Source organism: Stenotrophomonas sp. ZAC14D2_NAIMI4_6 (assembly GCF_003086875.1).
Lineage (GTDB): Bacteria > Pseudomonadota > Gammaproteobacteria > Xanthomonadales > Xanthomonadaceae > Stenotrophomonas.
Genome location: NZ_CP025996.1, coordinates 1,440,689 through 1,461,551 on the forward strand (window position 1 = coordinate 1,440,689; position 20,863 = coordinate 1,461,551).

18 protein-coding genes and 3 tRNA genes are annotated in these 20,863 nt (G+C 65.4%); 14 read left to right on the forward strand and 7 right to left on the reverse strand.

Annotated elements, in window-relative coordinates; genetic code table 11:
• Nucleotides 1-319 precede the first annotated feature (319 nt).
• The 8 genes from C1933_RS20420 to C1933_RS06585 all read left to right on the forward strand — a co-directional run bounded on the left by C1933_RS20420 (nt 320) and on the right by C1933_RS06585 (nt 7,151).
• On the forward strand, nt 320-454 hold the full coding sequence (locus tag C1933_RS20420; RefSeq protein WP_267895882.1) for a hypothetical protein: 135 nt from the start codon (nt 320-322) through the stop codon (nt 452-454).
• A gap of 58 nt (nt 455-512) precedes the next feature.
• Nucleotides 513-641, forward strand: a complete 129-nt coding sequence (locus C1933_RS20425) for a hypothetical protein (protein WP_267895883.1) — start codon at nt 513-515, stop codon at nt 639-641.
• A 65-nt stretch (nt 642-706) separates the two neighbouring features.
• Nucleotides 707-1,633 (forward strand): hypothetical protein, encoded by a 927-nt coding sequence (locus C1933_RS06560; RefSeq protein ID WP_108752611.1) that lies wholly within the window; start codon nt 707-709, stop codon nt 1,631-1,633.
• 2 nt (nt 1,634-1,635) lie between these two features.
• On the forward strand, nt 1,636-2,487 hold the full coding sequence (locus tag C1933_RS06565; protein WP_108752612.1) for a hypothetical protein: 852 nt from the start codon (nt 1,636-1,638) through the stop codon (nt 2,485-2,487).
• Nucleotides 2,484-3,320 (forward strand): hypothetical protein, encoded by an 837-nt coding sequence (locus C1933_RS06570; protein WP_108752613.1) that lies wholly within the window; start codon nt 2,484-2,486, stop codon nt 3,318-3,320. The genes C1933_RS06565 and C1933_RS06570 overlap by 4 nt, the downstream gene beginning before the upstream one ends.
• On the forward strand, nt 3,317-4,990 hold the full coding sequence (locus C1933_RS06575) for an ABC transporter ATP-binding protein (protein WP_108752614.1): 1,674 nt from the start codon (nt 3,317-3,319) through the stop codon (nt 4,988-4,990). The genes C1933_RS06570 and C1933_RS06575 overlap by 4 nt, the downstream gene beginning before the upstream one ends.
• Nucleotides 4,990-5,640, forward strand: coding sequence for an ABC transporter ATP-binding protein (locus C1933_RS06580; RefSeq protein WP_159093946.1), 651 nt, complete (start codon nt 4,990-4,992; stop codon nt 5,638-5,640). The genes C1933_RS06575 and C1933_RS06580 overlap by 1 nt, the downstream gene beginning before the upstream one ends.
• Nucleotides 5,641-5,825: 185 nt before the next feature.
• The gene (locus C1933_RS06585) at nt 5,826-7,151 is read left to right on the forward strand and encodes a hypothetical protein (protein WP_108752616.1); all 1,326 of its coding nucleotides are present in this window, start codon (nt 5,826-5,828) and stop codon (nt 7,149-7,151) included.
• Between the two features lie 71 nt (nt 7,152-7,222).
• Here the strand turns inward: C1933_RS06585 and C1933_RS06590 are convergent.
• Together C1933_RS06590 and C1933_RS06595 are read right to left on the reverse strand one after the other, a co-directional pair.
• Nucleotides 7,223-7,307: transfer RNA gene (locus C1933_RS06590), tRNA-Leu, on the reverse strand.
• Nucleotides 7,308-7,363: 56 nt separating this feature from the next.
• A complete protein-coding gene (locus C1933_RS06595; protein ID WP_108752617.1) occupies nt 7,364-8,257 on the reverse strand; it encodes a LysR substrate-binding domain-containing protein in 894 nt (297 codons plus the stop codon).
• 98 nt (nt 8,258-8,355) lie between these two features.
• Between C1933_RS06595 and C1933_RS06600 the strand changes: the two genes are divergently transcribed.
• Complete coding sequence (locus C1933_RS06600; RefSeq protein WP_108752618.1) at nt 8,356-9,102, forward strand: sulfite exporter TauE/SafE family protein; 747 nt, start codon at nt 8,356-8,358, stop codon at nt 9,100-9,102.
• Between the two features lie 172 nt (nt 9,103-9,274).
• Here the strand turns inward: C1933_RS06600 and C1933_RS06605 are convergent.
• Both C1933_RS06605 and C1933_RS06610 read right to left on the reverse strand, forming a co-directional pair.
• Nucleotides 9,275-9,359: transfer RNA gene (locus C1933_RS06605), tRNA-Leu, on the reverse strand.
• 161 nt (nt 9,360-9,520) lie between these two features.
• Nucleotides 9,521-9,605: transfer RNA gene (locus C1933_RS06610), tRNA-Leu, on the reverse strand.
• 128 nt (nt 9,606-9,733) lie between these two features.
• On the opposite strand from C1933_RS06610, the gene rnr reads away from it, so the two are divergent.
• The 3 genes from rnr to rlmB all read left to right on the forward strand — a co-directional run bounded on the left by rnr (nt 9,734) and on the right by rlmB (nt 13,650).
• Nucleotides 9,734-12,199 (forward strand): ribonuclease R, encoded by a 2,466-nt coding sequence (gene rnr, locus C1933_RS06615; protein WP_108752619.1) that lies wholly within the window; start codon nt 9,734-9,736, stop codon nt 12,197-12,199.
• A 119-nt stretch (nt 12,200-12,318) separates the two neighbouring features.
• On the forward strand, nt 12,319-12,813 hold the full coding sequence (locus C1933_RS06620; RefSeq protein ID WP_108752620.1) for a GFA family protein: 495 nt from the start codon (nt 12,319-12,321) through the stop codon (nt 12,811-12,813).
• A 93-nt stretch (nt 12,814-12,906) separates the two neighbouring features.
• Complete coding sequence (rlmB, locus tag C1933_RS06625) at nt 12,907-13,650, forward strand: 23S rRNA (guanosine(2251)-2'-O)-methyltransferase RlmB (protein ID WP_107230358.1); 744 nt, start codon at nt 12,907-12,909, stop codon at nt 13,648-13,650.
• Nucleotides 13,651-13,767: 117 nt separating this feature from the next.
• Here rlmB and C1933_RS06630 read toward each other — a convergent pair whose 3' ends face one another.
• From C1933_RS06630 to C1933_RS06640, 3 genes are read right to left on the reverse strand one after another with little or no spacing between them, the layout of a single operon-like run.
• Nucleotides 13,768-15,210 carry a TolC family protein gene (locus C1933_RS06630; RefSeq protein ID WP_108752621.1) on the reverse strand — a complete coding sequence of 481 codons (1,443 nt, stop codon included), beginning with the start codon at nt 15,208-15,210 and terminating at the stop codon, nt 13,768-13,770.
• Nucleotides 15,207-17,165, reverse strand: a complete 1,959-nt coding sequence (locus tag C1933_RS06635) for a MacB family efflux pump subunit (protein ID WP_108752622.1) — start codon at nt 17,163-17,165, stop codon at nt 15,207-15,209. Before C1933_RS06635 ends, C1933_RS06630 begins: the two co-directional genes overlap by 4 nt.
• Nucleotides 17,162-18,406: an efflux RND transporter periplasmic adaptor subunit gene (locus C1933_RS06640; protein ID WP_108752623.1), complete on the reverse strand. Its 1,245-nt coding sequence runs from the start codon at nt 18,404-18,406 to the stop codon at nt 17,162-17,164. The genes C1933_RS06635 and C1933_RS06640 overlap by 4 nt, the downstream gene beginning before the upstream one ends.
• A 204-nt stretch (nt 18,407-18,610) precedes the next feature.
• Here C1933_RS06640 and C1933_RS06645 point away from each other — a divergent pair, with 204 nt between their 5' ends.
• Both C1933_RS06645 and C1933_RS06650 read left to right on the forward strand, forming a co-directional pair.
• A complete protein-coding gene (locus C1933_RS06645) occupies nt 18,611-19,339 on the forward strand; it encodes a response regulator (RefSeq protein ID WP_108752624.1) in 729 nt (242 codons plus the stop codon).
• A gap of 5 nt (nt 19,340-19,344) precedes the next feature.
• Complete coding sequence (locus C1933_RS06650) at nt 19,345-20,745, forward strand: ATP-binding protein (protein WP_108752625.1); 1,401 nt, start codon at nt 19,345-19,347, stop codon at nt 20,743-20,745.
• The last annotated feature ends 118 nt before the right edge of the window (nt 20,746-20,863 follow it).

Sequence of the window (20,863 nt, forward strand, 5' to 3'; positions counted from 1 at the left end):
ACATGCTGACGCAAGCTACTGATAGTCAATGGATTGAGCCTATTGAAGGGCAGCCAATGCCCATGCGCTCGATCTGAAATCGTATTGACACACGTTAAGCCGTGCTTCAAAAAGCAGCTGGGCACAGTCTGAATTCCATCACTGGCCAAAGGCTGTTTGTAGTGATGGTCGCGCCTTCAAGCGCGCATTGAGCGCAGGAGCAGACAATGCGTGGCCGCATGCAGGCTGGGGTGCGAAGAATTCGCTTGAATCAGCACATTGATTCAACGATTGGCTGCCGGAGCCGTTCCGGATTGAACCATGGACAGAGATACATTCAATGATGAATTTCCTGGAAGACAGTACTGCCATTTCCTTCACCGACGCAGAAGCAATGGAAGCCGACATCGCCGCGCCGAGCCAGGCCGTCATCGTAGGCGAGAACCTCATCTTCATCACCCGGGACCCGGAGTAAGAAGGCAAGGTCGCAAGACCTTCTTTCCGTCTCTTCATTCAAATCACAAGGAAGAACCATGATCAATTTCAACTACGAATCCGATGCGCTGGCCGCCGTGGAGATCGAGGACATCGATGACGCCACCCCGAGCGTCACCATCATCACCAACTCGAACTTCACGTTCATCGTGCACGACCCCGATTAATACCCCTGCCGAGTGGGGGCGCCGCCCCCGCTCGGCATCCGCAACACGCTGAACAGGGATGTGAAGTGAACTGCATCATCGTAGAGCAGGTAGAGCCGACCCGGCTGGCGCGTACACTTGACTGGCATCTGAAGCACATAGAGAACTATCAGCCGTACTTTCCCGCGCACCACTACCGCGAGGACAAGGACACGCTGGCGTGGCGTTCCAAGCCACTCTGTGAACTGATATACCTCGTTCTGATCCTGCACCGGCTGGGGCTCGCGTCACCTGAATTCATCGCGTTGGAGCAGCGTACGCTGCGGGCGGCGCGTGAGTTCGAGTGGGAGGCGCTGATGGCCGAAGACCCGTCCTCATCGGTCTGCGTTGCCATGGCCATGGATCTACTTGACCTGCACGCGGTGCCGATACCCGGTCTCCGCGCGCAGTTCCTGCGCGCGCGCGCCAGCGGATATTTCCATTCCGTTCTGCGCATTCCCTTTCGCGACATGGACTATCACTACATGATGTCCAAGGTCGTGTCGGATGGCGATCGTGGTGCGCTCGATGCAGGTTTTGCGCTGACCGCGTTCGGTCTGGGAAAGAACCCATGCAGCTATACGGTCAATGACATCTACTCGCTGACACATGCGCTTTTCTACCTTACCGACATGGGCGCGATCGAGCTGGACCCGCTCACGTCAGGCGTAGCCGATGGGCGTCTGCGGCGGACCTTGATGGTCCTGGTCGCCATGCTGCTGCGCGGTGACAACAATGATGTACTGGGTGAGCTTCTGATCTGTGTTCGAATCTGCCGCCTTTCACTCAACGGCTTCGAGCAGCGGCTGTGTACTGCGGCAATGGCGAAGATCCTGGCGGGGATGGCGCCGGACGGGTGTGTTCCGTCTTCCACCCGATCGATCGAGCGCGCCGCCTGTGGTAGCGCCAAGTTCCTTGAGGTCTATCACACCACTTTGGTGGCCTCCATTCTGCTTGGTTTGCGCGGGGAGTAAGGATGGGCATCCTGTCACTGGTCGACCTCTGCGAACTGCAGTCGCGTGAGCTGCTTGACGACCTGGGGGAGCATCACTGTGAATCCGTCTTGGCCAGCGTCGGCGTGGTTGCTCAGTATCTCATTCTGGCTGGGCGATCAGATGCGCTGGTACGGCTGCGCGAGTTGTTCGCCGCGCGCGTACTGACACTGTTGCGTAATGGGCGGCTGCATGACTACGCATCAGCCAAGCGCGATCATTCATCGTCACTCTCGGCGATGGTGCGGCTGGCTGCATCCCGGCCGGATTTCAGCCTGCTGGATCGTCGTGCCGTGGACGCCATCTTCCACGGCTGTCTTGCGCGTTGTGAAATGAGCCCGCTGGCGCGGCTGTCATTGGACGCGAACCTGGCATCGCCACTGGGGCGGGACGAGCCACCTGATCCATGGAGCAAGCGCGCGGTGGCCAGCACTGTTCTGGACAGCCGTCTGTTGCACGGCTACTACGGTGAGGGCGACATCCTGACGCTGGTCAGGCTCGACGCGTTGGTTCAGGAGCGGGTGGTTGATGCCGGCTGCTTCCCGGTGCGGTGGGGATCTGTGATGTTGTACGAGGCCCTGCGGGAAGGGGCTGTCGCATGGGTGGCTACGTTGCGATCGCTGGCCGGAATGCTGGGCGCGCCGCCAGCACTGCGCGCGGCAGCGTACGCTGCCGTTGTGGCCTGCGTGAATCATTCGGCAAGGACCGGTGAGCTGGTCCCCCTTCAGCAGGCGCGCCCGCAGGATGAAGAGTTTGCCGCAATGGCACAGCTTGGTCTTCGTCTACAGGCAAGCATTGCCTGCATCAGGTGCATGGAATCGGAGCAACGGGTATGAATCAGGTTCAGGATTTCGCTCTTTCGGATGAAGAAGCCACTGTGCGCTATCTGCTCGAGCACGCGTCCGCAGTTTCGCGGGATACGCGGCTTGTCGCATCGTCCTTCTCGGCTACGCTGGGGCTTCTCTATCTCGAACGAAGGGCGCTTGCGGCTGGGGGCGGAGCGGGCGCGCTCTCCAGTGCTGCGCTGGCAGCGCTCGATCACTATCTGTGCACGGACCAGGGCGCGATCCTGGATGCGCTGGACCCGGCGATGGTCCTGCGTGTAGCCGCTGCGCTTCCCGTGCGGTCACATTGGGCGGGCATTGCGCGCGCGCGCGGCGAAATCGCGGCGCAGTTCGCGCGAGTGCCCGGGCCGCACTCGGGGCGCGCGCGGTATATCGAGTCGCTGCTGTCAGCGCCTCGCGTCGAGGTGTCATCGCAGCTACCCCTGTCTCCGGATGCGGTTGAGGTTCTGCAATGGGCCCCTCCTCAGCTTGTTGCCTATGCGTACGAGCTGATGGCCCAACCGCATCGGCTTGATCCGGACCTTGCCGAGTGCCTGGCATTGATTGCCCTGTCTGATCTGCGGAAGTATCGATTCGATACCGCCTGCACACTGCTGTGTGCGCTTCTTCACTGCGGTTGCCGCTCCGACTATTTGGATATCGGCATTGAGTTCATCCGGCTACAGCGGCGGTCCAATGGCAGCTACGGCCATGTGAACATGCTGAACAAGAAGAACGTCATCCCGGATGATCTGGATCTCCAGTTCCACCTCCCATTCACGGTGCACGCACTCGCCGTCCAGGACGCGGGCCTGCGACCGCTGCCCCTGCGGGGTGCTGCATGAACGCGCATCTCGCGCTGGTGCGACTGGCCAGCCAACAATGGCGGTTGTACGCCCTGTCGATCCTGCTGATTCTGTTGGCGAGCGCACTGATCCTGGTGGCACCAAAGCTTCTCGGCGACGTGGCAGCGCGCATCGACACTTCCAATGTGGGAGCTTCCATCGATGCGGTCTGGCCATCTATCGCCATGTTGGGTGTACTGTTGGTAGTACAAGGTGTAGTGGCATCCATCTTCACCTATACCTCGATGGTGGCTTCTGAACGGATCGCCTTTTCGCTACGCCGCCGCTTCTTCGAGGCTCTGATGCGGCGCCCGATTGATTCGCTGAGTTCGCACGAACGAAGCGTGTCGCGCCTGATTTCAGACGTGTCGGTGATCCAGGCAGGGCTATCCACCAACCTGACCGTGTCACTGCGGAACAGCCTGCTTTTTGCAGGTGCTCTATGTGCGATAGCGGTGATTGACATCACCATGGCGCTGGTCTGCGTGGCGTGCATGGGCATCAATGCCTGGATCATGTGGGCGCTTTATGGGCGGGTGACCGCAGGTGGGCTGCAGATTCAGGAGTTGCGTTCGCGCTACACCGCGGTTTTCACCGAGGCGTCCTCGGGGTTGTTTGCCATTCAGGCCTTTGCGGCGCAGGACTTCTTCCTTGGCCGTTTCACTGCATCGCTGGCGGTGGCCAATCGGGCGGTTGGTCGAAACCTGCGTCTGATGGCGTTGGCGACACCTGTGGCGCAGGTGGCGTTTACGCTGTCGTTGGGTGTGATTGTCTGGCTGGGCGCGCGCAAGGTCGTTGCAGGCTCAATCAGCAGTGCCAGTCTGATCTCACTTCTTGCCTTCATGTACATCGCCATCACGGCAGCCGGTCGTCTCAACGGGAATGCGGGAAAGCTGAGGCGGGCTGCAGCGGTCCTCAAAGCCAATCCGTTGCTGTCGGACACAAGCGTCGCCCCGGCAATTGGTGCAGACGCCCGAAATGATGTGGTGGAGGGTGCGATCAACGTGGTCGGGGTCGGTTTCCAGTTCCCTGGAAGTGCGATCCCGGTGTTGCGGAACCTCTCGTTTTCAGTTGCTCCGGGCTCTTTTACCGCCATCATCGGCAAGAGTGGAGTGGGCAAGAGCACGCTGGCTTCGTTGCTGGCCGGGGTTACCCAGCCGACGATGGGGGTCGTGTCTGTCGGTGCGCGCCCCGGTGCCGGCGGGATGGTGATCGTGCCGCAGCATCCTTGCGTCATTGCCGGAACCATCGCTGACAACATACGCTTCGGGCAGCTGGATCTCACAGATGACGAGGTGCGGGATGCAGCAGCGCGAGCGCACCTGAGTGAGTTCATCGCACCCGCAAACACCCTTGAGTACGAAATTTCGGAAGGCGCACGGAACCTGTCACGTGGCCAGCAGCAGCGGATCGCGCTTGCCAGGGCCTTGGCGCGCAACCCGTCGGTATTGTTGCTGGATGAGGCAACGGCTTCGCTTGATGCCGAGTCGGAGTCTGGTGTATTGGCATTGCTGGAAGCGATGAAGGGACGGGTCACCATCGTGGCGGTCACCCACTCCGAGGCGATGGCCAGATGTGCCGATCAAGTGGTGATCATCGAGTCGGGTGCTGCCCGCGTGGAACGATCCCGGGGCCTGTCGCCGACGTTCGGTGTCGAGGCAGTTGCGTGATGAAGGGCGAACTCATTTTCGAGGAGATGGCGTTTGACGCCGGTGGTCGCATGGTCCGCACCGGTACCCTGGCCTTGGGTGCCGGACTCTATCTGCTGGAAGGGGCCAACGGTGCAGGCAAATCGACGCTGTTTGACTGCATGTTCGGTTTGCGCCGCTCTATGTCCGGGGCGGTGTCACTTGATGGCATCAACTCCATTTCCAAACGACGCCAGTTTCTATCGATGGCATCCTATATGCCCCAGAGTTTTCCCTGCTATGGGCACATGACGGGTTCCGAGCTGCTGGTGCATTTCCTGCGGTTGCGCGGCATCGGCCGACACGACGCGGAGCAGAGTGCGCAGTTCTGGCTGGCCCGGGTTGGACTGATGGGGGACGCCTACCGCCGCTGCGAGCAGTACAGTGTGGGTATGCTGCAACGGCTTGGGTTCGCGTATGCGTTGCAGGCGCCAACGCGTGCCTGCATCCTGGATGAGCCGACCGCGGGTGTGGATGCCGTCTCACGTCAGACCATGTACTCGATTCTCGTTGCAGAGGCCGCTGAGCGCATCATTGTCTTCACCGATCATGACTTCCCTTCCAGTTGCGCCGCCAGGCTCTCGGCACGGTTGCGTCTGGAAGGCGATCGGCTTGTGATTCAGGGGATATGAGCGCTATGGCGTTGCGATCTCAATGGGTCTCGCTTTGGGTATGGAGTTGCGGCACGTTCCGTGCGCGTTACAGGGACCATCGCAGTCTACTGAGTGCGGGCCTCGTTCTGGTGTTCTGTGCGGCACTGGTGCCCGGCCACGGGGCGGGATATTCGCTGCTGCTCGTCGGCAATCAAGCGGTAGTCATGACAGCCGACACCGCGATGGTGCTGGCCACCGTGCTGTGGGGCGTGTTCCTGTTTCCGTTCCTGATATTCATGATCGGCGGAGCCCCCGCGATCGAGCGTGCCCAAGGTGCGTACCGGGTTCTTTACTGTGCCCCCCTCAGGCCGGTACTGGGTGTGGCGGGCAATCTGCTTGGAGGCACTGGCATTGCGGTGTGCTTCTTGCTCCTGTCGTGCCTGTGCATGGGAGTGTTGGCGTACTTCAAGTACGACCAGTTTCCCGCTTGGCCGGTAGTGGGCATGTCGCTGCTGCTCGGCGCCGTGGTTGTGTCGGTGGCGCTGGTGGTGGTGATCGTGCTGGACGCGCTGGTGCCGATGAATTCGCTGGGGCGGGTGCTGGTTGTGATCTGCGCGTGGTTGCTTCTCCTGCAGCTTACGATGCTGCACATTTTCGACGCCTTCGGCATCGGATTGATCAACGGTGCCGTGTCCGCGACGGGGCCGATGACATTGGGGTTCACCACGCGGCTTGGCGTTGGCACGGTGCAATGGCATCAGCTCTCAGGCATCTCGGACTTGGCCTGTGCCCGGCTCAGCATGCTTGGCGCAATGCTGGGTCTTGCCGGAGCACTGTTCCTGTCGTGTTGGCGGTGGATGCGGGTGCAGGTGCAGGCAAGGGGGCGCCCGCGCCGGTATGTGCATGCACGCCATCAGACCGTCGCACCCGCACAGCCGGTGGCGCCGGTGCTGGCAGCTGGGAACGTTCGTCTGTGGCGGGTTGTCTGGCAGTTTGCCCATTGGTACCGGCGCCGGTCGTCCTGGGGTTGGCTGTTGGCGGCGGCTGCGCTGTTGAGCTGCGTGGACAGCGCAGGTACACCCATGGCCGTTCTGCTCGCCTTGGCATCGGTGCTGGCAGGCGCTGCCAAGGATGGAGGGCGTGAAATCCGTGCCTTGGATGCGCTGGATGCCTGTCAGCCCGCATTGTATGGCTTGCGCGGTCTGTTCGTTCCCGCGCTCGGACTGATGTTGCCCGCCGCGGTGGCGGTGCTTCCGGTCATTCAGGCAGGTGCTTTGCGCTTGCTTACCGTGGAGGCGGGTCTGCTCTGTGTTGCCTTGTGCCTGGTCCTGTGCGGGCGCCGGGCGCAAAGGCCAGCGCTGGGCTTCGCGAGTTGCCTGCTTGCGGTCTACGCCGTCGTCGCCGAGGCCATTTCTCCTGCGCTGGACTTCATCGGGTTCCGAGGCGCAGGGCTGCCTTCACTGGCGACCGCTCTCGGGCTGTCAGTGGGGCTCTGCGCGATAGAACTGATCCGACTGCGGATGCAGCGGCAAGGCGCTTGCCGGCGCTGACGGCAACGTCGGCATCCTCAAGCTGCTGAAACGAAAAAACCCGCTTTCGCGGGTTTGATCATCTTGAGTCATGGTGCCCAGGAGAGGACTCGAACCTCCACGGTTTTACCCGCTAGTACCTGAAACTAGTGCGTCTACCAATTCCGCCACCTGGGCGACTCAGGAGAGAAATTGTGCGGTAAGCACGCCGATGTGTCAACACAATTTCACACTTATTTTTCAGTGCGAACGCCCAGGTGCTGCAGCAGGCTGCGCATCGGTGCCGACAATGCCTGCGCATCGGCAATGCACACGCAGAGACGGCGCTGCGCCCAGCCATCTTCCAGTGGAACGGCAACGGTGCCGGTGCTGCGCCGGTGCTGCCGGGCCAGCGTGCGCGGCATGATGCCCACGCCGATGCCGTGGCCGACCATCGTGCACAGGCCCTCGAAGGTTTTCATGCGGATGCGCACATCCAGCACGCGACCGGCGGCAGCGGCCAGTTCTTCGATGTAGGTCTGCAGGGCATTGCCGTCGGCCAGCGCGACGAAGGTTTCACCCAGCACATCGGCGAAGGACACGCTGCGGCGCTGGGCGAAACGGTGGTGGCCCGGCAGCAGCATCACCAGCGGATCTTCGGCCACCACATGGCGCTGCAGTCCCTCGGCCGGCACGGCGTCGCTGATGATGCCGGCCTCGGCCTGTCCGGCGCGGAGTGCGCGCACGACTTCGTTGCTGGTGCGCTCGTGCAGTTCCACCCGCAGCCGCGGCCGTTGGGCCAGCCACGGTGCCAGGCGCGCGGGCAGGTAGTTGGTCAGCGCAGCGGTATTGGCATACAGGTGCAGGGTGCCGCGCGCGCCCTGTGCGAATGCCTGCAGCTCGCCGCGCAGCTGCGCCTGCTGCTGCACGATCAGTCGCGCATGGTGGGCGAGAGCGGCACCGGCTTCGGTCAGGCTTACCCCGCGTGGATGCCTGTCCAGCAGCGTGCTGCCGGCATCGGCTTCGATGGCGCGCAGGCGTTCACTGGCCGACGCCAGGGCCAGGTTGGCCTGTGCCGCACCGGCGGTGATGCTGCCCGCGTCGGCGACGGCCAGGAACAGGCGCAGATCGGCAATGTCCAGTCGCATGGGAATGACCTCGGCAGGGGAGGTGCCTTCGGCTGGTCCGAAGGGTGGGGCCGCAAAGCCGCATTGTGCGCCGTTGCCGCGGCCGCTCCAATGGCGGCATGAACGAGACGATGTACTTCTATGGGTTGCTGGTGGTGGTGTTCGTGCTGGCCGGCGTGGTCAAGGGCGTGACCGGCATGGGGCTGCCGACGGTGGCGATGGGCTTGTTGGGCGGCGCGCTGTCGCCGGTGGCGGCCGCATCGATGCTGTTCATTCCCACCTTCGTGACCAATGCCTGGCAGTTGTTGTCCGGCCCATCGCTGGGCCATACCGTGCGGCGGCTGTGGCCGATGATGCTGGCGGTGGTGGTGGTGACGCTGGGCTCGGCGGCGCTGCTGGTGCGGGTGGACCGCGATCTTTCGCGCATGGCGCTGGGCGTGGCATTGGTGGTCTATGCGCTGTACGCACTGGTTGCGCCGGTATTCCATGTACCGCAGCGGCGCGAGCGCTGGCTGGGGCCGCTGGTCGGGGCGATTTCCGGCGTGGTGACCGGTGCCACCGGTGTATTCGTGATGCCGGCGGTGCCTTACCTGCAGTCGCTGGGCCTGCAGCGCGACGAACTGGTGCAGGCGCTGGGCCTGGCGTTCACCGTATCGACAATTTCGCTGACCACGGGCCTGGTGCTGCATGGCGCCTTTGGCGTGCAGCAGCTGGGAATGAGCGCGTTGGCGGTGGTGCCGGCGCTGGCGGGCATGTGGCTGGGGCAGGTGATCCGGCAGCGCATCAGCGCACGGGTGTTCCGCGCGTGCTTCCTGGGGTTCCTGTTGCTGCTGGGGCTGGAACTGGTGCTGCGGCCGTTGTTCTGACGGTCCGTTTTTGTAGAGTCGAGCCATGCTCGACTGCCCTACATGGAATCAGTCGAGCATGGCTCGACTCTACAGGTCGGTGCAGTCGAGCAAGCTCGACTCTACGGGTCGGCGTGGCCCGGATCGCGGGCATGAAAAAACCCGCTTTCGCGGGTCTTTTTCATTCTCGACGTGGTGCCCAGGAGAGGACTCGAACCTCCACGGTTTTACCCGCTAGTACCTGAAACTAGTGCGTCTACCAATTCCGCCACCTGGGCGTCGAGGAGCGAGATTATGGGGTGTTGTTACGGGGGTGTCAACACCTTTTGCAGCCCCGGGGTTGGATCCCGTTTCGCTTGCGAAAGGGGCTCTGACCTTGGGGCCAGATCGCCGGATCGCAGGCAAAAAAAATCCCCGCCGAAGCGAGGAGTTTTTTCGTTGGTGCCCAGGAGAGGACTCGAACCTCCACGGTTTTACCCGCTAGTACCTGAAACTAGTGCGTCTACCAATTCCGCCACCTGGGCGTTCCAGAGGCGCAATTGTGAAGATGAATCGGCAGGCTGTCAACGCTTTCGCCCAAAAATTTCACGCCCGCCTGCAAACGTGGCCGCTGACCCGCTGTGCACGCCTGCAACGGCTACCATGTAGGGCGATGACTACCAAAAAACCAAGCAAGGGCGGGAGCAAGTCCCGCAGCCAGGCCCCGACCAAGGGTGCCAAGGCGGGCGCAGCCCGCACCGCCAAGCCGGGCAAGCCGTTGCCGGGCTGGTTCCCGGAATTGAATGAAGGCGGTGCACCGCCGCGCGGCCGCAAGGGCCGCAGCGCCGATGCCGCCGCCCCGGGCCCGGCCCCAGGCCGCAAGCTGCCGCCGGCCGGCAAGGTGATCGACGATCCCTATGCGGCCCGCGAAGCCGAAAAGTATGAACAACCCATTGCCAGCCGCGAGGCCATCCTGGCCCTGCTGGAGCGTTGCGAAGGGCCGCAGACCGCCGAAGAACTGGGCGCACGCCTGGGGCTGACCGCCGCCGATCGTGCCGAGGCGCTGTCGCGCCGGCTGGGCGCGATGGTGCGCGATGGCCAACTGGTGCAGAACCGCCGCGGTGGCTTCGCGCCGATCCAGACGCTGAACCTGGTCACCGGCGTGGTGATCGCCAACCCGGAAGGGTTCGGCTTCCTGCGCCCGGTCGAGGGTGGCGACGATCTGTTCCTGCCGCCCTATGAAATGCGCAAGGTCATGCACGGTGACAAGGTGCTGGCGCGGGTGACCGGCATCGACCACCGCGGCCGCCGCGAAGGCAGCATCGCCCGCGTGCTCGAGCGCGGCATGACCCGCCTGATCGGTCGCTTCAGCATTGAAATGGGCATCAACTACGTGGTGCCCGATGACAAGCGCATCCAGCGCAACGTGCAGGTACCGCCGGACCAGACCGGTGGCGCGCGCGATGGCCAGCTGGTGGTCTGCGAACTGACCCAGGCACCGGACAGCCGCCGCCCGCCGATCGGCCGCATCATCGCCGTGCTCGGCGACAAGCTGACCGCTTCGCTGGTGGTGGAAACGGCCATCCACGGCCACGAACTGCCGTTCGAGTTCCCGCAGGAAGTGCTGGACGAAGCCGCCTCGGTGCCGCTGGTGGTCGAGCCGGCGATGATCGGCAACCGCGTCGATCTGCGCAGCACGCCGCTGGTCACCATCGATGGCGAGGACGCCAAGGACTTCGACGACGCGGTGTACTGCGAACCGAATGCCGACGGATTCCGTCTGGTGGTGGCCATCGCCGATGTGTCCAACTACGTGCGCCCCGGCACGCCGCTGGACGAGGAAGCGCAGAAGCGCGCCACGTCGGTGTATTTCCCGGGCTTCGTGGTGCCGATGCTGCCGGAGACGTTGTCCAACGGCATCTGCTCGCTGATGCCCAAGGTCGACCGCATGTGCTTCGTCTGCGACATGCAGATCGACCGTGACGGCGTGGTCAGCCAGTCGCGCTTCTACGAAGCAGTGATGAACTCGCACGCGCGCCTGACCTACACCCAGGTGTGGAAGGCGGTGGGCGAGGACGATGCCGATACCAAGGCTTGGATGGGCGAACTGCTGCCGCAGGTGCAGCGCCTGCACCAGCTGTACAAGGTGCTGGCCAAGGCGCGTGCCAAGCGCGGTGCCATCGAGTTCGAAAGCAGCGAAGTGCGCTTCGTGCTGGACAACCGCGGCGAAGTGACCCAGGCCGGCATGCTGGTGCGCAACGATGCGCACAAGCTGATCGAGGAATGCATGATTGCCGCCAATGTGGAGGCGGCCAGGTACCTGTTGTCGCGCCACGTGCCGGCGCCGTACCGCATCCACGAAAAGCCGCCGGAAACCAAGTACGCCGACCTGCTGGAATTCCTCAAGGAGTTCAAGCTGAGCCTGCCGCCGTGGTCGAAGGTGCGCCCGGGCGACTACACCAAGCTGCTGAAGAAGATCCGCGACCGCCCCGATGCCACGCTGCTGGAATCGGTGCTGCTGCGCAGCCAGAGCCTGGCCATCTACAGCCCGGACAACCACGGTCACTTCGGCCTGGCGCTGGAGGCGTACGCGCACTTCACCTCGCCGATCCGCCGCTACCCCGATCTGCTGGTACACCGTGCGATCAAGCACGCGCTGTCCGGCAAGCCGCAGGACACCTTCACCTACAACGCCCGCGAGATGGCTGCGCTGGCTCTGCAGTGCTCCGAACGCGAGCGCCGTGCCGACGAAGCCGAGCGCGAAGTGGACGAGCGTTACCGCGCGGCGTGGATGGAAAAGCACGTGGGCGGCCAGTTCGACGGCGTGATCAGCGGCGTGACCAGCTTCGGCCTGTTCGTGGAACTGGACGATTCCAAGGTGCAGGGCCTGGTCCACGTGACCCAGCTGCCGCAGGATTACTACAAGTTCGACGCGACCCGGAAAACGCTGAGCGGCGAGCGCCGTGGCGCCAGCTACCGGCTGGGTGACCGCGTTCGCATCCTGGTGCTGAAGGCCAGCATGGAAGAGCGCAAGATCGACTTCCGCCTGGTCGAGCACAAGGGCGAGGACGAAGGTGACGGCCTGCCGCCGTTGCCCGAGCGTGGCAAGCCGGCCAAGCGCAAGAAAGAGAAATATTGAAGGGTGTGCCGACCAACGGTCGGCACCCACCCCGCCCGGTAGGTGCCAACCTTGGTTGGCACACCCCTCACCCGGTAGGTGCCAACCTTGGTTGGCACGACATTTCCGAGGAACCCACCATGCAGGGCCATCCCGAATACAGCGGCGGCTGCCAATGCGGCGCGATCCGCTTCCAGGTGCGCGGCCAACTGACCGACAGCTCGATCTGCCATTGCCGCATGTGCCAGAAAGCCTTCGGTGCCTACTACGCGCCGCTGGTTTCGGTACGCGGCGCACAGTTCGCCTGGACCCGCGGACAGCCGCGCCATTTCCAGTCCTCCAACGTGGTGCAGCGTGGGTTCTGCGCCGACTGCGGCACGCCGCTCACCTACGAGGCGCCCGATGGCATGGCGGTGGCGGCCGGGGCGTTCGACCAGCCCGAGCGGTTGCCACCGACCATCCAGTACGGGGCCGAGCGCAAGCTGCCCTTCGTGGATGATCTGGCCCGGTTGCCGGCGCGGCGCACCGAGGAGGACGTGGCCGCGCTGGAGTTCCTGGCCACGATCGTGTCCCACCAGCACCCCGACCACGACACCCCGCACTGGCCCGCGCGCAGCCGTTCAGCCGAAGGATGAACGGCGGGTAGCGCCGGGCCATGCCCGGCGGGCACGCAGCGCGGCCGCCGCCGATGCTCTACCATAGCCACCCCCTTTCCGGTCCTCGCCCGCATGAGCAAGAACAGCCAGTGGATTGTCGGCGTCAACGCCGTCGCCTCCTCCATCGAGAACGACGCCGACAACGTCCGCGAAGTGCTGGTCGAGGCCGGTGCGAAGAACCCGCGCCTGACCGAAATCGAAGAGAACGCCCGCCGCAAGGGCATCGACGTGCGCAAGGTCAACAGCCAGGCGCTGGATGGCGTGGGCGGTTCGGTGCGCCACCAGGGCGTGGCCGCGCGCTACGCCGCTGCCCGCACCTACAGTGAGAACGAGCTGGAAGGCCTGGTGACCGCTGCCGAGGGCAAGGCCCTGCTGCTGGTGCTGGACGAGGTGCAGGACCCGCACAACCTGGGCGCCTGCCTGCGCTCGGCTGCAGCGTCCGGTGCCACGGCGGTCATCATTCCCAAGGACAAGTCGGCCACGGTGAACGCCACCGTGCGCAAGACCTCGGCCGGCGCCGCCGACCGCATTCCGGTGGTGGCGGTGACCAACCTGTCGCGCTGCCTGAAGGACCTGCAGAAGCAGGGCGTGTGGATCTACGGCCTGGCCGGCGAAGCCACCGCTTCGCTGTACGACCTGGACCTGAAGGGCAACATCGCGCTGGTGCTGGGCGGTGAGGCCGACGGCCTGCGCCGCCTGACCCGCGAGAACTGCGATGGCCTGGTGAAGATTCCGATGCCGGGCGAGATCGAGAGCCTGAACGTGTCGGTGGCCGCCGGCGTCAGCCTGTTCGAGGCCGTGCGCCAGCGCGGTTGAGCGCGGGATTGGATCCCTTTTCCCTGGAAAAGGGCTCTGACCCCTTCCCATGTGCCGTGTCGACCAAGGTCGACACCTACCTGGTAGGCGCCAACCTTGGTTGGCGCTCCTGCCGCGTCACCCCGCGCTGCCGCCCAGTGCCTTGAACAGGGTGACGTCGTTGTTCAACTGGCTCTGCCGCACGCGCGCCAGCGACAGTTCGGCATCGCGCCGGGTCTGCTGCGCTTCCAGCCAGGTGCGCAGATCGGTGGCACCCACCCGGTAGCGCACTTCCTGCGCGCGTTCCACTTCCACCGCCTGGTCGTACGAGGCCTGCGAGGCTTCGACCTGGCGTGCCAGCTGTTCGCGTGCCGACAGCGCGTTGTCCACTTCAGACAGTGCCGTGTACAGCGTCTTGCGGAAGTTGGTGGCGTCGATCTGGTAGGCGGTGCCGGCAATGTCGGTATCCAGCTGCGCCCGCTGCAGGTTCAGGAACGGCAGCGACAGGCCCGCGCCCAGCGTGGCCACCGGGTTGCGCAGCACATCACCCAGTGACGTGGCGCTGGAACCCACGCTGCCGGTCAGGCTGAGCGCGGGGTAGTACTGGGTGGCCGTGACCTTGATGGTCTTCAGGCTGTTGCGCAGGCGCAGCTCGGCCGCGCGCAGGTCGGGGCGGCGGCCCAGCAGATCGGCCGGCAGGCCTTCGGCAATGGCCGGGCTGCGTGCATCGTCCAGGTTCTGCGGTTCGTCCTGCTGCGGCCACGGCGTGCCATCCAGCAGCACGGTCAGCGCATTGCGTACTTCCACCCGCTGCTGTTCCAGCGCGCTCTGCGCCGAGCGCTGCGACTGCAGGTTCTGCTCTGCCTGGCGCACTTCCAGCCGCGATACCGCACCGGCGTCGAAGCGCGCCTGCACCAGGTCGCGGGTGCGCTGCAGGCGCTCCAGGTTGGCCTGGCCGCTGCCGATGGACTGGTTCAGATAGGCCAGGGTCCAGTACTGGGTGATGGTGTCGCCGATCAGCAGCAGTGCGGTGTTCTGCCGGTCTTCCTCGCTGGCCTGGGCTTCCCAGCGGGCGATGTCGCGCTGGGTGCGCAGGCGTCCCCACAGGTCGATTTCCCAGCCCAGCGACACGCCGGTGGAATAGCTGCGGCTCCAGTCGTCGGCCTGGTCGGTGGCGCGGCTGCCGCTGCCACTTACGCCCGACGAGGACGGCTGCGGCCACAGCGCATTGCTGGCCAGCCCGGCCTGCAGGCGCGCGCGCTGCACGGCCAGCCCGGCGGCGCCCAGGTCACTGTTGGCCTGCAGTGCGCGTGCCACCAGCCGGTCCAGGCGTTCATCGCCGAACCCCTGCCACCAGGTGTCCTGGCGGATATCGCGGCTGGGCGTATCCAGGCTGCTGCGCGGGGCGTCGGCGGGTGCGTTGAGGGAGGCATCGCCGCGGCCCCAGGTGGCAGCCACTTCGGGATCCTGGGTGGGGTAGCGGCCCACCGATGCGCAGCCGGACAGGGCCAGCAGCACGGCGCCAGCCAGCAGCAGGCGGGTGGGGGCAGGGAAGGGCAGTCGGGTCATCATCATCTTCATTCGCGGGCCAGTGCCTCCACCGGGTCGAGCTGGGCGGCACTGCGTGCCGGCAGGAATCCAAAGGCCACGCCGATCAGGGTGGAGCAGGCGAACGCGGCCACGATCGAGGCGGTGGAGAACAGCACCTGGAAATCACTGGAGAAGCGTCCGATCAGCGCGCCCAGCAACAGTGCCAGGCCCACGCCGAGCAGGCCGCCGAGCAGGCAGACCAGTACCGCTTCGATCAGGAACTGCTGGCGGATGTCGCTCTGCCGCGCGCCCACGGCCATGCGCACGCCGATCTCGCGGGTGCGCTCGGTCACCGACACCAGCATGATGTTCATCACCCCGATGCCGCCCACCAGCAGCGCGATGGCGGCGATGGCGCCGATCAGCAGGGTCATGGTGCGGGTGGTCTGCTCGATGGTCTCGCGGATTTCCGCGCTGTTGCTCAGGAAGAAATCCTCGGTGCCATGGCGCAGCGTCAGCAGGCGGGTGATGGCCTCCTGCGCGGCATCCATCGGCGTTTCGTCATTCACCCGCACGGTGATGCTGGACACGTGGCTCTGCCCCAGCATGCGCGACATCACCGTGGTGTAGGGCACGAACACGCCCAGGCTGGTGCTGCCGCCAAAGCCGAAACTCTGCTTCTTGGCCACGCCCACCACGCGAACCGGCACGTTGCCGAGCAGGATTACCTGGCCGATCGGGTCGCTGTCGGGGAAGAACTGGGTCTTGGTGTTCTCGTCGATCACCGCTTCCTGCGCCAGGCCCTTCACCGCATCGGTGTCGAAGAAGCTGCCGCTGAGCAGGGTGATGCCCTTCACCCGGAAGTACTGGTCGCCCACGCCACTGATCTGCGCGGTGGCCGACTGGTTGCGGTAGCGCGCGGTGACCGAGGTCGACACGCTGGGCGTGGCGCTGTCCACGTAGCTCTGGGTGGCCAGTGCGTCGGCGTCGGTGGCCTTCAGGGTCTGCACCCGCGCCGAGCGCATGTCACCAAACCCGCGACCGGGGTAGACGTCGATGGTGTTGGTGCCCAGCGCGCTGATGTTCTGCAGGATCTGCTGCTGCGAACCGTTGCCCAGGGCCACCACCGAGACCACCGAGGCGATGCCGATGATGATGCCGAGCATGGTCAGGAAGGTGCGCAGGCGGTGCGCGTTCATGGCCAGCAGGGCCATGCGGAAGGCTTCGGTGAAGCGGTCGCGTGCGGCGCGCCAGTTGCTGCCGTGGGCCACGCCGATGCTCGCTTCGCGCTGCGCCCGATGGCTGGGCGCCTTCGGGTTGGCGCGGTCGGCGATGATTTCACCGTCGCGGATCTCGATGATGCGCTGGGCGTGCTCGGCCACGCTCATGTCGTGGGTGACGATGATGATGGTGTGGCCTTCGGCGTGCAGCTCGCCGAGGATGGCCATCACTTCTTCGCCGGATTTCGTGTCCAGCGCGCCGGTCGGTTCGTCGGCCAGGATCACCTCGCCACCGTTCATCAGGGCGCGGGCGATCGATACGCGCTGCTGCTGGCCACCGGAAAGCTGGCCGGGCTTGTGGTGCATGCGGTCGCCCAGGCCCAGGCGCTGCAGCAGTTGTTCTGCACGGGCGTTGCGCACCGGGCCGGGGCTGCCGGCGTAGACGGCCGGCACTTCCACGTTGCCGCGCGCGTCCAGGTCGCCCAGCAGGTGGTAGCGCTGGAAGATGAAGCCGAAATGTTCGCGGCGCAGTTCGGCCAGCGCGTCCGGTTCCATGTTGCCGGTCTCGCGGCCGGCCACCTGGTAGCTGCCACGGGTGGGACGGTCCAGGCAGCCCAGGATGTTCATCAGGGTGGACTTGCCCGAGCCGGACTGGCCAACGATGGCCACCATTTCACCGGCATGGATATCCACGTTGACATCGCGCAGCACGGCGATGGTTTCGTCGCCGGCGGGAAATTCGCGGCGCAGATCCCGCAGGCGCAGCAGGGGGGCGCCGTGGCTCATCGGCGCGGCCCCATGCCACCGGGCGGGCCCATGCGCATGCCGCCGCCGCGGTTGCTGTTGCCGCTGCTGGCCGCCGCGGCGCTGGCTTCACCCACCACCACACGTTCGCCTTCTTCCAGCCCGGACAGGATCTGCGCGCTGGCGCCATTGCTGATGCCCACCTTCACCTTGCGCGGTTGCGGCTGGCCGTTTTCGCCCACCACGCGCACCATGCGCTGGCCATCGCGGGTCTTCGGGCCCAGCGCCACGGCCGGAACCAGCAGCGCGCCCTTGGCCTGGTTCAGCAGCACCGAGACCTGCGCGGTCATGTCGATGCGCAGGGTGCCGTCGGGGTTTTCCACGTCGAACAGGGCGTTGTAGTACACCGCGCTGCTGGAGCTGGAACTGGACGAACTGCTGGAGCTGGACGAGCTTTCATTGGCGATGGATGACGGCGCCGGATTGATCTGCCGCAGCGTGGCGTGGTACTTGCGGTCCGGATCGCCCAGGGTGGTGAAATACACCGGCATGCCGGCCTTGATCTTCACCACATCGGCCTCGGACACTTCGGCGTTCACGGTCACCACGTCCAGCCGCGCCAGCATCACGATGGTCGGCGCGGTCTGGTTGGCGTTCACGGTGCGGCCTTCTTCGGCCACCACGGCCACCACGGTGCCATCCATCGGCGCGGTGATGCGGGTGTAGGCCAGGTTGGCGCGGGCGGTGCCCAGTTCGGTTTCGCGGCCCTTGATCTGCGCCTCGTAGGATTGCAGCTGCGCGCGGGCCGTCTTAAGCGTGGCTTCGGCGGCATCGTATTCCTGGCGCGAGGTGGCTTCGGCGGCCAGCATCTGCTTCTGCCGGGCGAAATCCAGCTCGGCCTGGCGCAGGGTGGCCTGCTGCACGGCGCGCTGGGCGATCACCTGGTCCAGCGATGCCTGGGCATTGAGCACCTGGTTCTGCTGGGTGGTGGCATCGATCTCGGCAATCAGGTCACCTTCCTTCACCGTGTCGCCCAGCTGCACCTTCAGCGATTTGATCTGGCCCGAGGCCTGGGCACCCACGCTGACCAGCTTGTAGGCATCGATCACCCCGGTGGCTTCCACGGTCTGTTCGATATCGCCACGGCTGACCGCGGTGGTGGCCAGGGCCGGTGCGGCCGGCTTGCGCAGCAGCCACCAGGCGGCCACGGCAGCGATCAGGACAAGCACGGCGATCAGCATCAGGCGACCTTTCCGGGTCGCGGGCAACAGGCGGGAGATCACGTCGGGGGCTTCACTCTGGGGGCCGCGGGGCGGCGTTGGCAGGCATTGTGAAGAGCCGACGAGGCCGCGCTCAATCCTCGGGGTGTGTCTGTATGTAACACTGTCGGGCAGAGTGCGTAACCACAGGTATCCGGCCCCGCCGTGGATACAGTGCTACGCAATGGCCAGGATGCGGTTCAGCTCCCGACACGGGAAAATCGCCACATGGAGACCGAAACCCCGATGCATCGACTGCTGATCGTCGACGACGACAACGACATCCGCACCCTGCTGGCCGAACAGCTGGGCAAGGCCGGCTATCTGGTCAGCACCGCCGCCGACGGCACCAGCATGCGCCAGCTGCTGGACCGCGAGCACGTAGACCTGATCGTGCTGGACCTGAACCTGCCGCGCGAAGACGGCCTGACCCTGTGCCGCGACCTGCGCGCACGGTCCAACACACCGGTGATCATGCTGACCGCGCGTGCCGAGCCGATCGACCGCGTGCTGGGCCTGGAAATGGGCGCCGACGATTACCTGGCCAAGCCGTTCGAACCGCGCGAGCTGCTGGCGCGCATCCGCAACGTGCTGCGCCGGACCGAAGCATTGCCGGCCAACCTGGAGCCGCTGGCCGTGCGCCGCGCGCGTTTCTCGCGCTGGGTGTTCGACCTGGAGCACCGCCACCTGGTGGACCCCGATGGCCGCGTGGTGGTGCTGTCCGGCGCCGAATTCCGTCTGCTGCGTGTGTTCATCGCCCATGCCAACAAGGTGCTGTCGCGCGAACAGCTGGTGGCGCTGAGCAGTGGCCGCAACTATGAAGCGCAGGACCGGGCGATCGACCTGCAGGTCAGCCGCCTGCGCAACAAGCTGGCCGACGATGGCGGTCCGGATGGCCTGATCAAGACCGTGCGCAACGAAGGCTACGTGCTGGCCTCGTCGGTGCAGATGGAATAACCACGATGCAGCGCCTGCGCCACTTCCTGTCCTCGATGGTGGGACGGCTGTTCGTGATCCTGCTGCTGGGCATGGCGGTGGCCGCGATCGGTGCGACCATGCTGGCCTCTTCGAAGCGCCAGCAGGAATTCGAGCGGCAGAACCTGAACCGCGTGGCCGATCGCCTGCAGGGCTACGTGAACATGCTCGACGGCAACCCGGAGCTGCGCGAGCGGCTGCTGGAGACCGGCGGGCCGAGTGTGCGTTCGTTGCCGCCGGATGCGCGCCTGGGCCGGCAGGACACCGCGTTGATGCAGGTGCTCGATGACCGCGCCGGACCGGTGGCGCGCGCGCATGTGCACTTCACCTCGTTCCGTTCCTGCATTCCCCGCCTGCAGGAATTCCTGCCGCCACCGCCGCCGCCGAATGGTCATCGACGTCCGCCGCGCGAGCGCGATCCGTCCTTCATTCCGCCCAAGTGCCGGGCGGTGGATGTGACGCTGAGCGACGGCACCCTGCTGAAGCTGGCACTGGATTCGCCGGCCGTGGCGCACAACGGCATCCTGGCGGTCGATCCGCTGTTCCTGACCCTGCTGGTGCTGGCCATCGGCGTGCTGGCCTATATCGTGGCGCGCATGTCCAGCAAGCCGCTGCAGGAACTGGCGTCGGCTGCCGAAGAACTGGGCGACGATCTGCAGCGTGCACCGCTGCCGCTGCGCGGCCCGCGCGAGGTGCAGCGCGCCGCCGAGGCCTTCAACGCCATGCAGCAGCGCCTGCAGCGGCACCTGGCCGAGCGCACGCAGATGCTGGCGGCGATCACCCACGACCTGCAGACGCCGCTGACCCGGCTGCGCCTGCGCCTGGAAAACGTGGGCGACGAAGCCCTGCGCGAACGCCTGATCGGCGACCTGGCCGCCATGCAGGCGCTGGTGCGCGAAGGCCTGGAACTGGCGCGCAGCGCCGAGAGTTCCGAGCAGCGCGCCGCCCTGGACCTGGATTCGCTGCTGGAAAGCATTGTCGAGGACACCGCCGAGGGCGGTGCCGACGTGGCCTTCCAGGGCCGCAGCGGGGCGGTGCTGATGCTGCGCCCGCTGGCCATGCACCGGTTGTTCTCCAACCTGGTGGACAACGCGGTGATGTACGCGCAGCGGGTGCGGGTAAGGGTGGAACGCGATAATGAGGGCATCACCGTGGTGGTGGCCGACGATGGCCCCGGCCTGGCCGACGACCAGCTGGAAGCGGTGTTCGACCCGTTCGTGCGGGTGGAGACGTCGCGCTCGCGCGAAACCGGCGGCGCCGGGCTGGGTCTGACCATCGCCCGTGCCCTGGCCGAAAAGGATGGCGGCCGCCTGTGGCTGCGCAACCGGCCGGCCGGCGGCCTGGAGGCCGTGGTGCACTGGCCGGCCAGCACCCAGGCGCGCCAGTAGATCCACGCCATGCGTGGATGACATCACGGCCGGGCGCCGGGGCTGCGGTGACGCCGAAGGGGGTGTTTGCCCTATCATTCGCGTCAACTTCCCAGCGCTTGACCGATGACCCAGCCCG